This is a genomic window from Paraburkholderia sp. CNPSo 3076, assembly GCF_026343935.1.
In the GTDB taxonomy this organism is placed as follows: Bacteria; Pseudomonadota; Gammaproteobacteria; order Burkholderiales; family Burkholderiaceae; genus Paraburkholderia; species Paraburkholderia nodosa.
The window spans coordinates 26,794-41,227 of record NZ_JAPMAL010000007.1 but is presented as its reverse complement, the minus strand read 5'-3'; the positions used below and the strand labels follow the sequence as shown (position 1 = coordinate 41,227).

General features: G+C 66.1%; 12 protein-coding genes. 9 read left to right on the top strand and 3 right to left on the bottom strand.

Features of this window, described 5'->3' with window-relative positions:
• Nucleotides 1-131 precede the first annotated feature (131 nt).
• On the bottom strand, nt 132-2,399 hold the full coding sequence (gene recG / locus M3A49_RS09910; protein WP_323183130.1) for an ATP-dependent DNA helicase RecG: 2,268 nt from the start codon (nt 2,397-2,399) through the stop codon (nt 132-134).
• Nucleotides 2,400-2,714: 315 nt separating this feature from the next.
• On the opposite strand from recG, the gene queA reads away from it, so the two are divergent.
• The 5 genes from queA to secF all read left to right on the top strand — a co-directional run bounded on the left by queA (nt 2,715) and on the right by secF (nt 8,843).
• Complete coding sequence (gene queA, locus M3A49_RS09905; RefSeq protein WP_266228532.1) at nt 2,715-3,776, top strand: tRNA preQ1(34) S-adenosylmethionine ribosyltransferase-isomerase QueA; 1,062 nt, start codon at nt 2,715-2,717, stop codon at nt 3,774-3,776.
• A gap of 98 nt (nt 3,777-3,874) precedes the next feature.
• A complete protein-coding gene (tgt, locus tag M3A49_RS09900; RefSeq protein ID WP_266228531.1) occupies nt 3,875-5,074 on the top strand; it encodes a tRNA guanosine(34) transglycosylase Tgt in 1,200 nt (399 codons plus the stop codon).
• 248 nt (nt 5,075-5,322) lie between these two features.
• On the top strand, nt 5,323-5,652 hold the full coding sequence (gene yajC / locus M3A49_RS09895) for a preprotein translocase subunit YajC (protein WP_028201984.1): 330 nt from the start codon (nt 5,323-5,325) through the stop codon (nt 5,650-5,652).
• A gap of 167 nt (nt 5,653-5,819) precedes the next feature.
• Nucleotides 5,820-7,877 (top strand): protein translocase subunit SecD, encoded by a 2,058-nt coding sequence (secD, locus tag M3A49_RS09890; RefSeq protein ID WP_266228530.1) that lies wholly within the window; start codon nt 5,820-5,822, stop codon nt 7,875-7,877.
• A gap of 15 nt (nt 7,878-7,892) precedes the next feature.
• On the top strand, nt 7,893-8,843 hold the full coding sequence (secF, locus tag M3A49_RS09885) for a protein translocase subunit SecF (protein ID WP_266228529.1): 951 nt from the start codon (nt 7,893-7,895) through the stop codon (nt 8,841-8,843).
• 87 nt (nt 8,844-8,930) lie between these two features.
• On the opposite strand, the gene M3A49_RS09880 is transcribed toward secF, so the two are convergent.
• Together M3A49_RS09880 and M3A49_RS09875 are read right to left on the bottom strand one after the other, a co-directional pair.
• Nucleotides 8,931-9,500 (bottom strand): YceI family protein, encoded by a 570-nt coding sequence (locus M3A49_RS09880; protein WP_266228671.1) that lies wholly within the window; start codon nt 9,498-9,500, stop codon nt 8,931-8,933.
• 42 nt (nt 9,501-9,542) lie between these two features.
• The gene (locus tag M3A49_RS09875; RefSeq protein ID WP_266228528.1) at nt 9,543-10,142 is read right to left on the bottom strand and encodes a YceI family protein; all 600 of its coding nucleotides are present in this window, start codon (nt 10,140-10,142) and stop codon (nt 9,543-9,545) included.
• Between the two features lie 409 nt (nt 10,143-10,551).
• Between M3A49_RS09875 and M3A49_RS09870 the strand changes: the two genes are divergently transcribed.
• Genes M3A49_RS09870 through M3A49_RS09855 form a run of 4 tightly spaced genes read left to right on the top strand, consistent with a single transcriptional unit; the run spans nt 10,552 to nt 14,333 of the window.
• The gene (locus M3A49_RS09870; RefSeq protein WP_266228527.1) at nt 10,552-11,367 is read left to right on the top strand and encodes a paraquat-inducible protein A; all 816 of its coding nucleotides are present in this window, start codon (nt 10,552-10,554) and stop codon (nt 11,365-11,367) included.
• Entirely contained in the window at nt 11,364-12,026 is a 663-nt protein-coding gene (locus M3A49_RS09865) for a paraquat-inducible protein A (protein WP_266228526.1), read from the top strand. Before M3A49_RS09870 ends, M3A49_RS09865 begins: the two co-directional genes overlap by 4 nt.
• On the top strand, nt 12,019-13,632 hold the full coding sequence (locus tag M3A49_RS09860) for an intermembrane transport protein PqiB (RefSeq protein WP_266228525.1): 1,614 nt from the start codon (nt 12,019-12,021) through the stop codon (nt 13,630-13,632). Before M3A49_RS09865 ends, M3A49_RS09860 begins: the two co-directional genes overlap by 8 nt.
• The gene (locus M3A49_RS09855) at nt 13,629-14,333 is read left to right on the top strand and encodes a PqiC family protein (RefSeq protein ID WP_266228524.1); all 705 of its coding nucleotides are present in this window, start codon (nt 13,629-13,631) and stop codon (nt 14,331-14,333) included. The genes M3A49_RS09860 and M3A49_RS09855 overlap by 4 nt, the downstream gene beginning before the upstream one ends.
• The last annotated feature ends 101 nt before the right edge of the window (nt 14,334-14,434 follow it).

Sequence of the window (14,434 nt, the reverse complement as noted above, 5' to 3'; positions counted from 1 at the left end):
GGTGAATCAATAGCTTGTAGTTATACACCTATGGCGGAGATTCGCCAATAATCAACACCCCTATGCGGGGCGTGATCAGCGCAAAAGGGTCAGACGGCGCGGGCGCGCGCAGGTTCCGCGCAATGGACTATTTACGCTTTGAGGTATTGCTCGCGGGCGCCGAGCCAACGGTTGAGGTGCTGCGTGACGACGAGCGGAAACTCGTGCAGCAGACGATCGGCTGCGCCGCGCGCGGGCTCGATGAGCCAGGCGTCGGTCTCGAGGTTCGCGAAGCGCAGCATCGCCGCGCCAGATTGACGCGCGCCCAGGAATTCGCCGGGGCCGCGGATTTCGAGGTCCTTGCGCGCGATCTCGAAGCCGTCGGTGGTCTCGCGCATGGTTTGCAGGCGTGCGCGGCCCGTGAGCGACAACGGCCCGGTATAGAGCAGCACGCACACCGAAGCGGCGCTGCCCCGCCCCACGCGCCCGCGCAACTGGTGCAATTGCGCGAGGCCGAAGCGCTCGGCATGCTCGATCACCATCAGCGAGGCATTGGGCACGTCCACGCCCACTTCGATGACCGTCGTCGCCACGAGCAGCTGCACTTCATTGCGTGAAAACGCATCCATGACGGCGGCCTTGTCCGTGGAAGCCAGGCGGCCGTGCACGAGGCCCACGGTCAGTTCCGGCAGCGCGGCCACGAGTGTTTCGTAAGTCTCGACGGCCGTTTGCAGCTGCAACGTCTCGCTCTCCTCGATAAGCGGACATACCCAGTACACCTGACGACCCGTGAGCGCCGCCGCGCGTACGCGCGCGATCACTTCCTCGCGGCGCGCGTCGGCAATGAGCTTCGTGAGGATCGGCGTGCGGCCGGGCGGCAGCTCGTCGATGGTGGAGACGTCGAGGTCCGCGTAGTAGGTCATGGCGAGCGTGCGCGGAATCGGCGTGGCCGACATCATCAGTTGATGCGGCTGGAACTCGCGATGCGTCTCGCCAGGCGCCTTCGCGTTCTGCGCCTTGGCGCGCAGCGCGAGCCGCTGCTCGACGCCGAAGCGATGCTGCTCGTCGACGATCACGAGGCCGAGCCGCGCGAATTCCACGGCCTCCTGAATGATCGCGTGCGTGCCGATCACGAGTTGCGCCGTGCCGAGCGCCGCGGCTTCGAGCGCCGCGCGCTTTTCCTTTGCCTTGAGACTGCCCGCGAGCCACGCCACCTGCACGCCGAGCGGTTCGAGCCAGCCGCGCAGCTTGCGCGCGTGCTGTTCCGCGAGGATTTCGGTGGGCGCCATGAGCGCGGCCTGGTAGCCCGCGTCGATCGCCTGCGCAGCCGCGAGCGCCGCGACCACGGTCTTGCCGCTGCCCACGTCGCCTTGCAGCAGACGCTGCATGGGGTGCGGCTGTTCGAGATCGTGCGCGATCTCCGCCACCACGCGCTCCTGCGCGCCGGTAAGCGTGAACGGCAGCGCGCCGCGCAGACGCGCGAGCAGCGTCTCCTCGCTCTTGCGCCCCGCGACGTGACGCGCCATCGCGGGCGCGGCGCGCGTGCGGCGCTCTTCGTGCGCGCGCTTGAGCGACAGTTGCTGCGCGAGCAGTTCCTCGAACTTGATGCGCGTCCATGCGGGATGCGTGCCGTCGATCAGCTCATGCTCGTCGGCGTTCACGGGCGGGTGGTGCAGCGTCTTCACGGCGTCCATCAACGGCGGGAGATTCAGCGGCTCCATGAACTCGTGCGCGACCGCATCGGGCAGCAGTTCGGGCAGATGCGCACGCGAAAGCGCGTTGTCGATCGCCTTGCGCAGATACGCCTGGCTCACGCCCGCCGTGGACGGATACACCGGCGTGAGCGCCTGCGGCAGCGGCGCGTCGCCCTCCACGACCTTCACAGCCGGATGCACCATCTCCATGCCGAAGAAGCCGCCGCGTACGTCGCCGCGCACGCGCAGGCGCTTGCCGATCGCCATCTGCGTGACCTGCGAGCCGTAGAAGTTCAGGAAGCGCAGATGAAGCTGGTCGCCGTTGTGGTCCTCGAGCTTCACGAGGAGCTGGCGGCGCGGACGGTAGGCGATCTCGTTGTCGAACACCACGCCTTCGGTTTGCGCGATGCCGCCCGGCAGCAGTTCGCCGATGGGCGTGAGCGTGGTTTCGTCCTCGTAGCGCATTGGCAGATGCAACACGAGATCGATGTCGCTGCGCAGACCGAGTTTGGCGAGGCGGTCGGCGGTTTTGGTGAGCTTGGGCTTGTCTTTGGCCGCGGATTTTTCCAAGGCTTCTTCTGCGGCCGGGTCAGCAGACTTCTTCGCGGCGCGTTTGCGCGCGGGCGGTGCGGCCCCTTGCGTCGCCTCCGCTTGCCGCTTGCGCGCGCCGTCCTCGGGCGTGCGCGCGTCATCGGGCGCCTCGCTCGCGGAATCGGGTTCGGACATCAATCGGCTAACGGATGGGGGCATGGGCAGCTTCGCAAGTACAATATCGGCTTTCCGGCATGGCGCGGCGCGTGCAGCGCGACGGCTTCTGCCATCGGGCACGCCGCGCGCATCGCTATCGCGCACGTCCCGCAATCATAGCCGTGTCGATCCGGAGTTAGGGCTTTAGCCCTTAACCGGTCCTATGCAACTGGGTGGTTCGTCACGCACGAACAGCCATTGCAGCCGCTTTTTGGGGCGCAACCGCTTGACGGTTCGGCTTCGCAAAGCCGCCGCGCGCCGGGCCTCCGGCGCATTTCCGTTACTTCAGGCCGCATGTTCAAGCTTTCCGATTTCGATTTCGACCTCCCCGAGGAACTGATTGCGCAGACCGCCCTGCCCGAGCGCAGCGCGAGCCGTCTGCTCGAGGTCGATAACACGACACAACCCGCGCGTTTCACCGACCGACGCTTTTCCGACCTGCCCGCGTGCATCGCGCCGGGCGACTTGCTGGTCTTCAACGATACCAAGGTGCTGAAGGCGCGTTTCTTCGGCCAGAAGGCCAGCGGCGGCAAGATCGAGGTGCTCGTGGAGCGCCTGACCGGCGCGCGCACGGCGCTCGCGCAGATCCGCGCGAGCAAGAGCCCGGGGCCCGGCACGGTGCTGCGCCTCGCCGATGCGTTCGACGTGACGGTGGGCGAGCGCGTCGATCAGTTCTACACGCTGCACTTTCCCGACGACTGCCTCACGCTGATCGAGCAGCACGGCCGTCTGCCGCTGCCGCCCTACATCACGCACGACGCCGACGCGAGCGACGAAACGCGCTATCAAACGGTGTTCGCGCAGAATCCGGGCGCGGTGGCCGCGCCCACTGCGGGCCTGCACTTCGACGACGCCCTGCTCGCGCAACTCGACGCGCAAGGCGTCGCGCGCGCCACGCTCACGCTGCACGTGGGCGCGGGCACGTTCCAGCCGGTGCGCGTGGAGAACATCGCCGAGCACAAGATGCATAGCGAGTGGTACGAACTGCCGCAATCGCTCGTCGACAAGATCGCGGCCACGCGTGCACGCGGCGGCCGGGTGATCGCGGTGGGCACGACCTCGATGCGCGCGCTCGAAGCCGCTGCGCGCGACGCCGCGAACGAGAACCGCACGCTCGCGCCCACGCAGGCCGAGACGGATATTTTCATCACTCCGGGCTATCAATTCCGCGTTGTCGATCGCCTCGTCACCAATTTCCACCTGCCGAAATCCACGCTGCTGATGCTCGTTTCGGCGTTCGCGGGCATCGAAACGATACGCGCGGCGTACCGTCACGCGATTGCCGAGCGGTATCGCTTCTTCAGTTACGGCGACGCGATGCTTTTGACTCGCACTGACGACGCGCTGAACAAGTAATACGCAAGTTCCCCAAGCCGTCGCGCGACACGAAAGCCGCGCGGCGGCGTTTCACCATTTGCGCCGGACTGTTCTCCGGTTGCACAGGAGTCAACCGCATGACCGACGGTCATCAAAACAACGCACGCGCCGAACACGGCGCATACCTGGGCAAACGCCCCCAGAACGGCCTCACGTTCGAACTGCTCGGCACCGACGGCCTCGCCCGCCGTGGCCGCGTCACGCTCAATCACGGTGTGGTCGAAACGCCGATCTTCATGCCCGTGGGCACCTACGGCACCGTGAAGGCCACGCAGCCGCGCGAGCTCGAGGAGATGAAGGCGCAGATCATCCTCGGCAACACCTTCCACCTCTGGCTGCGCCCGGGCCTGGAAACGATCGAGGCGCACGGCGGCCTGCATCGCTTTATGGGCTGGAACCGGCCGATCCTCACGGATTCGGGCGGCTTCCAGGTGTTCTCGCTCGGCGATCTGCGCAAGATCTCGGAAGACGGCGTGCGCTTCGCCTCGCCCGTGAACGGCGACAAGCTGTTCCTCTCGCCCGAAGTGTCGATGCAGATCCAGAAGGTGCTGAACTCGGACATCGTCATGCAATTCGACGAGTGCACGCCCTATGCGACCAACGGCGTGCCCACCACGCACAAGGAAGCCGCGGATTCGATGCGCATGTCGATGCGCTGGGCGCAGCGCTCGATCGACGAGTTCAACCGCCTCGGCAACCCGAATGCGCTGTTCGGCATCGTGCAAGGCGGCATGTTCGAGGACCTGCGCGACGAATCGCTCGCCGGCCTCTCGCAGATGCCGTTCCACGGCTACGCGATCGGCGGTCTTTCGGTGGGTGAACCGAAGGAAGACATGATGCGCGTGCTGGAGCACATCGCGCCGAAGCTGCCGGCCGACAAGCCGCACTACCTGATGGGCGTGGGCACGCCGGAAGACCTGGTGGCGGGCGTGGCCTCGGGCGTCGACATGTTCGACTGCGTGATGCCCACGCGCAACGCGCGCAACGGCTGGATCTTCACGCGCTTTGGCGACATCAAGATCCGCAATGCCGTGCACCGCAACTCGCTGCGCCCGCTCGACGAACAATGCGGCTGCTACACCTGCCGCAACTTCACGCGCGGCTATCTGCACCACCTGCACCGCGTGGGCGAGATCCTCGGCGCGCAGCTCAACACGATCCATAATCTGCACTACTACCTGGAGCTGATGAGCGAGATGCGCGCGGCAATCGAGACGAAGACGTTCGCGGCGTTCCGCCAGCGCTTCGCCGGGCAGCGCGCACGCGGCGTGGACTGAGAGGGCGTCTCACGACGGCGCGTCACGTGCCGGCCGCGAAACATTACAATTACCTTTCGCAACAATGACGCGGGCAAGGCATGCGGTCTGCCCGAGCCGCCCCGGTTTTCACACGAACGCGTGTCGCGTCGGGGCGGGATCCGGGATAAGCACTTGATCGCAAAGCCAATGTTGCGTCATCGTCGCGATGAATGCCGGTGGTAGAATAACCGGCTCGCTTTTTGATCGTAAAAAACGGAGAGACCAACGTGTCGTTCATTTCCAATGCCTTCGCGCAAGGCAGTGCAGCAGGTGGTGCCGAATCGAGCCTCATGAGCTTCCTGCCGCTCATTCTGATGTTCGCCGTGCTGTACTTCATCATGATCCGTCCGCAGATGAAGCGCCAGAAGGAACATCGCAACATGCTCTCGGCCATGGCCAAGGGCGACGAAGTGATCACGAGCGGCGGCATCGTCGGCAAGGTGACCAAGGTCAGCGAAGCCTACGTGGGCGTCGAAATCGCTGATGGCACGGAAATCACCGTGCAGAAGTCGTCGGTCTCGACCATCCTGCCGAAGGGCACGATCAAGTCGCTGTAAAGCTTCACGGAATCACCGAGGCCGTTGCCTCCGAACCAACGGCCTCGCGCGCCCGGCCCGCCCTCGCAGCCACTGACCAGCAAACGTCAATGCAGGTACGCCCCGAAGGCAACGCCGGACGCGCACGCAGCGCTTAAGGCCATCCCCCTCCCCCGTTGGGTCAACCAATGAACCGTTATCCCCTCTGGAAATATGTCGTGATGCTGGTGGCGCTCGTCATCGGCTTCGCGTACACATTGCCCAATTTCTTCGGCGAAGCGCCCGCGGTCCAGGTGTCGAGCGGTAAAGCCACCGTCAAGCTCGACTCGGGCACGCTTGCCCAGGTCGAGGCCGCGGTCGCCGCGAACAATATCCGTGCGACCGAGGTCACGTTCGACAACTCGTCGATGAACGCGAATATCCGCGTGCGCGTCGCCGACACGGACACGCAGCTGCGCCTGAAAGACGCGCTCAACAAGGCGCTGAACGCCGACCTGAACGACCCGCAGTACATCGTCGCCCTGAACCTGCAGAGCGCCTCGCCGCGCTGGCTCACGTCGCTGCACGCGCTGCCGATGTACCTCGGCCTCGACCTGCGCGGCGGCGTGCACTTCCTGCTCCAGGTCGACATGAACGGCGCGCTCAACAAGAAGCTCGACTCCGACACTTCGGACGTACGCACGCTCCTGCGCGAAAAGAACATCCGCGACGGCGGCGTGAACCGCGTGAATCAGTCGGTGGTCGCCAATTTCGCCGACGCCGATACGGCCGATCAGGCACGCAAGGTCCTCGCGGGTTCGGGCGGCATCACCGAACTGCAGTGGGCCTCGCAGAACAACCCCGAAGGCGGCGTGCAGCTCGTCGGCACGTTCACGCCGGCCGTGAAGACGGCGGTTCAGCAAGCCGCGCTCAAGCAGAACATCCAGACGCTGCACAACCGCGTGAACGAGCTTGGCGTGGCCGAGCCCGTGATCCAGCAGCAAGGCGACGACCGTATCGTGGTCGAGCTGCCGGGCGTGCAGGACACCGCCAAGGCGAAGGACATCATCGGCCGCACGGCGACGCTCGAAGCGCGCCTCGCGGACCCGATGGGCCTGCATCCGGACGTGAACGCGCCGGTGCCCCCGGGCGACGAGCTCTTCACGCAAGGCAATGCCGCGCCGGTGCTGCTGCGCAAGCAGGTGATCTTCACCGGCGACCGCATCATCGACGCGTCGGCGGGCTTCGACGAGCATCAGCGTCCGTCGGTCAATATCCGCCTCGACTCGGCGGGCGGCCGCGCGGTGCGCGCCGTCTCGCGCGACAACATCGGCAAGCCGATGGCGATGGTGCTGTTCGAAAAGGGCAAGGGCGAAGTGCTGACGGTGGCGACCATCCAGTCGGAACTGGGCGACCGCTTCCAGATCACGGGCCAGCCGACGCCGCAGGCCGCCGCCGACCTCGCGCTGCTGCTGCGCGCAGGGTCGCTCGCCGCGCCGATGGACATCATCGAGGAACGCACGGTTGGCCCGAGCCTTGGCGCGGACAACATCCGCAAGGGCTTCGACTCGGTGATCTACGGCTTCGCCGCCATCGCCGTGTTCATGATCGCCTACTACATGCTGTTCGGCGCGATCTCCATGATCGGCCTTTCGGTGAACCTGCTGCTGCTCGTGGCCGTGCTCTCCATGCTGCAGGCCACGCTCACGCTGCCGGGTATCGCGGCGATTGCGCTGGCGCTAGGTATGGCGATCGACGCGAACGTGCTGATCAACGAGCGCGTGCGCGAAGAACTGCGCCGCGGCGCGCCGCCGCAGCTGGCCATCCAGAACGGCTACGCACACGCCTGGGCGACGATTCTCGACTCGAACGTGACCACGCTCATCGCCGGTCTCGCGCTGCTCGCGTTCGGCTCGGGCCCGGTGCGCGGCTTTGCAATCGTGCACTGTATCGGCATTCTCACGTCGATGTTCTCGGCCGTGTTCTTCTCGCGCGGTCTCGTGAACCTCTGGTACGGCGGCAAGAAGAAGCTCAAGTCGCTCGCGGTGGGTCAGGTGTGGCGTCCGGAACCGGATGAAGGCACGCCCGCGCTCGCCGGTGCCGATGCTGGCACCGACACGGGCCGCGCGGTTGCCGCGACTGCCACGAAGCGTGAGCCGGTCAAGGCCGGCGCCAAAGGTGCTGCGCGCGCCAAACCGGTCGTGCGCCGCCGCGATGCCCAGGGCGGCACCGGCGGCTCTGGCAACAACACCGGCTCGTCCCGCTGATACGGAGTCAAGACCATGGAATTTTTCCGCATCCGCAAAGACATCCCGTTCATGAAGCACGCGTTGATCTTCAACGCGATCTCGCTCCTGACCTTCATCGCGGCGGTGTTTTTCCTCTTCCACCGCGGCCTGCACCTGTCGATCGAATTCACGGGCGGCACGGTCATCGAAGTGCAGTATCCGCAGGCGGTCCCGCTCGAGCCGCTGCGCGACTCGCTCACGAAGATCGGCTACGGCGACGCCCAGGTGCAGAACTTCGGCACCTCGCGCGACGTGCTGATCCGCCTGCCGCTCAAGCAGGGCCTGAGCTCCGCGCAGCAGAGCGACCAGGTGATGTCCACGCTCAAGGCGGCCGAGCCGCAGGTGCAATTGCAGCGCGTGGAGTTCGTCGGCCCGCAGGTCGGCAAGGAACTCGCAACAGACGGCCTGCTCGCGCTCGCCTGCGTGGTGGCGGGCATCGTCATCTACCTGTCGTTCCGCTTCGAATGGAAGTACGCCGTGGCCGGCGTGATCGCGAACCTGCACGACATCGTGATCATTCTGGGCTTCTTCGCGTTCTTCCAGTGGGAGTTCTCGCTCTCGGTGCTCGCGGCGGTGCTCGCCGTGCTCGGCTACTCGGTGAACGAATCGGTCGTTATCTTCGACCGGATTCGCGAGACCTTCCGGCGCGAGCGCAAGATGAGCGTGACCGAAGTCATCAACCACGCCATTACCAGCACGATGTCGCGAACCATCATCACGCACGGCTGTACGCAGATGATGGTGCTCTCGATGTTCTTCTTCGGCGGCCCGACGCTGCACTACTTCGCGCTGGCGCTGACGGTGGGTATTCTCTTCGGCATCTACTCGTCGGTGTTCGTCGCGGCGGCGCTCGCCATGTGGCTCGGCGTGAAGCGCGAAGACCTCATCAAGGACAAGAAGGAAAAGATCGATCCGAACGATCCGAACGCGGGCGCGCAGGTTTAAGCGGCGCACCAGCAAAAAAGCCGGTTCTCGCGAACCGGCTTTTTTTTCGTGCCTACGCAACGGCCTTCGCCGCGCTGCCGCCCTTCCCTACTGCTTGATCCCTTCGGCCTGGATATGCAGCGTGGTCTTCATCTTGAAGCCGTACTTCTTGCCCGAGTCCATGCCGAAGTCGTCGCGGTTGAATGCGGCCTCGGCCTCCACGCCGCACACCTCGCGTTTGAGCACCGGGTGCTGCATGCACTTGAACGACTCGATCTCGAGCTTGAGCGGCCGCGTCACGCCGTGCAGCGTGAAATCGCCGATCACCTCCCTGGGTGTGTCTCCATTGAAGACGATGCGCGTGCCCTTGTAGGTGGCCGTGGGGTACTTCGCGACATCGAGAAAGTCGTCGCCCACGAGGTGCTGGTCGAGCTGCGGATTGCCGGTCTGGATCGACGCCGGATCGATCGTCACGTCCACGGTGCCCGTCTTCGCCGCGCGGTCCAGCGTGACCGTGCCCGTCGTCTTCGTGAACTTGCCGCGCCACGTGGATAGACCGCCGAAGTGGTCGGACTCGAAGCTCGGAAACGTGTGGTTCGGATCGAGCTGGTAAGTATCAGCGGCGTGCGCGGCTTGCGTCGCCAGGGCGGCGAGCGACACGGCGCCCCCTGCGGCCATCCATACGAGCTTGTTCAAAAGCGCCTCCTCGGAGTCGTCGATCTACTTGTGCGCGACGACGATATGAAATTTGATGAGCACTGCGTCGGCGACGATCGACGTGTCCTTCCACTCGCCGGTGCCGATGTCGAAGGCGAGCCGGTGAATCGGCAGCGTGCCGTCGAAGGTCTGTGTTGCGCCCTCCTGCGTGAGCACGACGGGCACGGCCACGTTCTGCGTATGCCCCTTGATCGTCAGTTTGCCGCTCACGCTGTACTGGTTCGTTCCGGTCGGCGCGATGCCCGTCGAGACGAACGTTGCCTGCGGGAACGTCTTCGCGTCGAACCATTCGGGCCCGTGCACCGAATCGTTGTAGGTCGGGTCTCCGAGATCATAGCTCGCCGTGTCGACCGTGATCTTCGCGCTGCCGCTCGCGGGTTTGGCCGGATCGAAGGTGATCTGCGCGTCGAACTTCGTGAAGCTGCCCTGGACCGGCACGTTCATCTGGCGCGAGACGGCGACGATCGTGCTCTTCGCCGCGTCGAGCTGCGCATGGACGGCACCGCCCGCGAGCAGCGCCGCGGCGGCGCCGGCCCACACGGCCGCGGCCCCGACCGCCGGGCGCCACCGATAAGAACGAATCCACCTCGACAAGGCTTCCATGATCGTCTCGCTTTGATTGCGTAGTCATTGGCTTCGTGGATGGGCAGCGGCCACCTTGCGCAGCCATGCATGCTCCATGCCCGAAAGATAATCCAGATTGGGTGACAGCAAACATCTACAGATAAGGGCCGGGTCCCCGCTCGCGCTCGCGCACGCTCACGGCGCAAACGTGGCACACTCGCAGCCCGTTCGCCGCCCATGCGAGCGCCGCGTGACCGGCTAACCTGCGGCTTACCCCGCGCTTGACCCCGCAGCAGCCCCGGCAGCCACCCCGTCGGGGGTCCGCGGCTCGTTGCGGCACGCCGCCGGGCGCGTTTGGTAACATGGCGCGAAGCGCTGTCGGCACCTTCCAGACTGTGTGCCGCCGTAGCGCGTCCCTCGTTCACGTCGTTTTGCGTCACCTGCCCGCATGGCCCAGGACAAACTGATCGCGTGTCACGATTGCGACGCGCTCTACCGCAGACCGCGGCTGCTCGGCCGCCAGACAGCGCGTTGCTCGCGCTGCGGCGCCACGCTCTACAGCAGCGCCGCGTCCCGGCTCGACCGCATCTGCGCCATCACGGTCGCGGCGCTCGTCACCTTCATCATCGCCCAGTCGTTCCCGATCATCGAGCTCGATGCGAACGGTATCACTACGGAGTCGAGCCTGTTCGGCGCCCTCGTGGTGCTGTGGCACGAGGACATGGAGATCATCGCGGTGATCGTCTTCTGCGCAACCATCCTCTTTCCGCTCACGGAGATGGTGGCGCTGCTCTACGTCCTACTGCCGGTGCGGCGCGGCTTCATTCCACCGGGCTTCAATTACGTGCTGCGCGCCATCCAGTTCGTGCGGCCCTGGGGCATGCTCGAGGTCTTCATGCTGGGCGTGCTCATCACCATCGTGAAAATGGTGAGCCTCGCGCGCGTGATTCCCGAAACCGCGCTCTTCGCCTTCGGCGCGCTCACGCTGATGTTCACCGTGGTCGTCACGTTCGATGCGCGCACGCTCTGGGACATCGCCGACGGGCTGCGCGACGCCGCACGTGCGGCGCGCGAGGGCGGCGCGGGTCCGGGCGGTCTCGCGGGTGACGCCGGCCCGGGCGGACCGCACGCGCCGCCTTCGCCCGCCGCGCCGTCACCGGCTGCGGCCCACCCGCTCTCCGAGCCCGAAATCCGCGAGCCCGGTGCACGCGCGCAAGACCCGGCGCCGCCGCGCGGCGGCCCGCTCCCCAAGGGGCCCCGATGAAATACCAGACCGCCGCCGACGCCGGCTACGTCTCCTGCCACGCCTGCGGGCACGTGCAGCCGCACGTGCGCGCGCATGGCCACGTCCGTTGCGCACGCTGCGGCTCGCCCGTGCACGAGCGCCACCCGGACAGCATCATGCGCACGTGGGCGCTCCTCGTTGCCGCGGCGCTGCTCTACATCCCCGCGAACCTGCTGCCTGTCATGCATACGGCATCGCTCGTCGGCGACGAGGACGACACCATCATGAGCGGCGTGGTCTACTTCTGGACCTCGGGCGACTGGCCGCTTGCCGTGATCGTCTTTATCGCGAGCATTCTCGTGCCCATGCTCAAGCTTTCGGTGCTCGCGCTGCTCGCGTTCACCTCGCAGCGCGGCTCGACATGGCGGCCCGTGGAACGCACGAAGCTGTTCCGGCTCGTCGAATTCATCGGGCGCTGGTCGATGCTCGACGTGTTCGTTGTCACGCTAACGGTGGCGCTGGTACGCTTCCAGTCGCTTGCGGTCATCACGGCGGGCCCCGGCGCGATTGCGTTCGGCTCGGTCGTGATCCTGACGATGATCGCCTCGATGCAGTTCGATCCACGCTTGATCTGGGATCCGGTGGACGAAGACAAACACAAACCTGCGCAACACTCTCAGGATCAACCCCATGAATAGTCCGAAAGGACCGACCCCGCCCAATCTGCCGGAGCCGGAGATCGTCAAGCCGCGGCGCTGGCTGCCCTCGCTCGTCTGGATCGTGCCGATCGTCGCGGCGCTGATCGGCGTGGCGCTCGTCGTGAAGTCGGTCGCCACGCGCGGCCCGACCATCACGATCAGCTTCGTGAGCGCCGAAGGGCTCGAGCCCGGCAAGACCAAGGTCAAATACAAGGACGTGGACATCGGCTCGGTGCGCGCGATCAAGCTCTCGCCCAACCTTTCGCATGTGATCGTCACGGTCGAGCTCACCAAGGACGCCGAACGCTTCGCCGTGAAGGACAGCCGCTTCTGGGTCGTGCGCCCGCGCGTGGGCGCAAGCGGCGTCTCGGGCCTCACCACGCTGCTCTCGGGCTCGTATATCGGCGCGGACGCCGGCCGCTCGCAGGAATCGCAAAGCGACTTCGTCGGGCTGGAAGCGCCGCCTGCCGTGACCATCGACGAGAAGGGCCATCGCTATACCCTGCACAGTGCGACGCTCGGCTCGCTCGACATCGGCACGCCGATCTTCTATCGACGCATCCAGGTAGGCCAGGTGACGGGCTATTCGCTCGACAAGGACGGCACCGGCGTGACGGTCCAGGTATTCGTGAGCGCGCCCTTCGACCAGTACGTGGGCACCAATACGCGCTGGTGGCACGCGAGCGGCGTGAATGTGCAGCTCGATTCGAACGGCATCAAGGTCAACACACAGTCTCTCGCCACGATCGTCGTGGGCGGCCTCGCGTTCCAGGCCCCGGCCGGGCAGTCCATGGGCCCGCAAGCGCCCGACACCGCCACGTTCGCGCTCGCCTCCGACGAGAGCGAAGCGATGCGCGAGCCGGACGGCGCGCCGCAACGCGTGGTCATGTACTTCAACCAGTCGTTGCGCGGCCTTTCGGTCGGCGCGCCGGTCGACTTCCGCGGCATCGTGCTCGGCCAGGTGACCGACATCGGCATCGAGTACGACCCGAAACAGCACAACTTCACGATGCCCGTGACGATCGACCTCTACCCGCTGCGCCTGTCGCGCCGCATCCGCGGCGAAGCGCCCGCGCCGCATACGCCGCAAAGCCAGGAGCTGATCAAGCGGCTCGTCGCACGCGGGCTGCGCGGTCAGTTGCGCACCGGCAACCTGATCACCGGGCAGCTTTATGTCGCGCTCGACATCTTCCCGAAGGCGGGCCCCGCGGCGGTCGATTTCAACCACGACCCGCTCGAGCTGCCCACGGTGCCGAACTCGCTCGAAGAACTGCAGCTGCAGGTCGCGGACATTGCGAAGAAGCTCGATCAGATTCCGTTCGACAAGATCGGCAACAACCTGAACGAGTCGCTCAAGAACGCGAACCAGCTGTTCGGCAAGGTGAACGACCAGATCCTGCCGCAGCTGCAAGGCACGCTCGACGAAGCGCAGAAGACCTTCAGCGCCGCACAGTCCACGCTGCAGCAGGATTCGCCGCTGCAGTCCGACGTGCACCAGGCGATGCAGGAACTCACGCGTACGCTGCAATCGCTCAACGCGCTCTCCGATTATCTGGAGCGCCATCCCGAATCGCTGCTGCGCGGCAAATCTGGAGACAAGCCATGACGTTCCGACGCGTCCCCGCCCTTGCCACGCTCGGCGCGCTGGTCATTGCAGCCGCGCTGGCGGGCTGCAGTTCGCCCGCCAGCCGGTTCTACACGCTCAGCCCGAGCGACGACCCGGCTCGCACGGCCGCCGCGCCGAGCGCGGGCAACGCCCAGTGGCTGATCGAGCTGGCGCCGGTCGATGTGCCGCCGCAGGTGGCGAAGGCTCAGTTCGTCGTGCAAACCGACGCGAACCAGGTGCGCATACTCGAGCAGGAGCGCTGGTCCTCAATGCCCGGCGACGAGATCCGCCGGGCGCTCTCAGGCGACCTCACGCAGCAGCTCGGCACCATCGACGTATACGGCTCGCCGCATCCCGAGGGCGTGCCCGTGTATCGCGTGAGCGTGAACGTGCAGCGCTTCGAATCGTGGCCGGGCTCGCATGCGCTCATCGACGCCGTGTGGAGCGTGCGCGCGCTCGACACGCAAACGGTCCTGACCTGCCGCAGCGTGCTCAACGAGAAGGTGGGCGACGGCTACGACGCGCTCGTCATCGGCCACCGGCAGGCGGTCGAGGCGCTCTCGCAGTCGATCGCGAGCGGCGTGCGCGCGCTCGCGGCCGCGCCGCGCGTAAGCGTGGCGGCGAACGGCGCGAAGGCCGGCGCGCGCGCGAAGCCGGCGCCGGGCCCCGCCTGTCCGCAGATGGCGGCCGCTGGCGGCTGAGGCGGCGGATTTCTGCTGGCGCGGTCCTGCGGCGTACCTGATTTCCACGCCCGAGGGCGATCCGGAGCCAATAACGCCCGCCAGCGGCGCTTTCGGAGGAG

Coding starts and splice junctions, on each gene's coding strand:
- recG (WP_323183130.1), bottom strand. CDS start 2,399: ATGTCCGAACCCGATTCCGCGAGCGAGGCGCCCGATGACGCGCGCACG.
- queA (WP_266228532.1), top strand. CDS start 2,715: ATGTTCAAGCTTTCCGATTTCGATTTCGACCTCCCCGAGGAACTGATT.
- tgt (WP_266228531.1), top strand. CDS start 3,875: ATGACCGACGGTCATCAAAACAACGCACGCGCCGAACACGGCGCATAC.
- secD (WP_266228530.1), top strand. CDS start 5,820: ATGAACCGTTATCCCCTCTGGAAATATGTCGTGATGCTGGTGGCGCTC.
- secF (WP_266228529.1), top strand. CDS start 7,893: ATGGAATTTTTCCGCATCCGCAAAGACATCCCGTTCATGAAGCACGCG.
- M3A49_RS09880 (WP_266228671.1), bottom strand. CDS start 9,500: ATGGCCGCAGGGGGCGCCGTGTCGCTCGCCGCCCTGGCGACGCAAGCC.
- M3A49_RS09875 (WP_266228528.1), bottom strand. CDS start 10,142: ATGGAAGCCTTGTCGAGGTGGATTCGTTCTTATCGGTGGCGCCCGGCG.
- M3A49_RS09870 (WP_266228527.1), top strand. CDS start 10,552: ATGGCCCAGGACAAACTGATCGCGTGTCACGATTGCGACGCGCTCTAC.
- M3A49_RS09865 (WP_266228526.1), top strand. CDS start 11,364: ATGAAATACCAGACCGCCGCCGACGCCGGCTACGTCTCCTGCCACGCC.
- M3A49_RS09860 (WP_266228525.1), top strand. CDS start 12,019: ATGAATAGTCCGAAAGGACCGACCCCGCCCAATCTGCCGGAGCCGGAG.
- M3A49_RS09855 (WP_266228524.1), top strand. CDS start 13,629: ATGACGTTCCGACGCGTCCCCGCCCTTGCCACGCTCGGCGCGCTGGTC.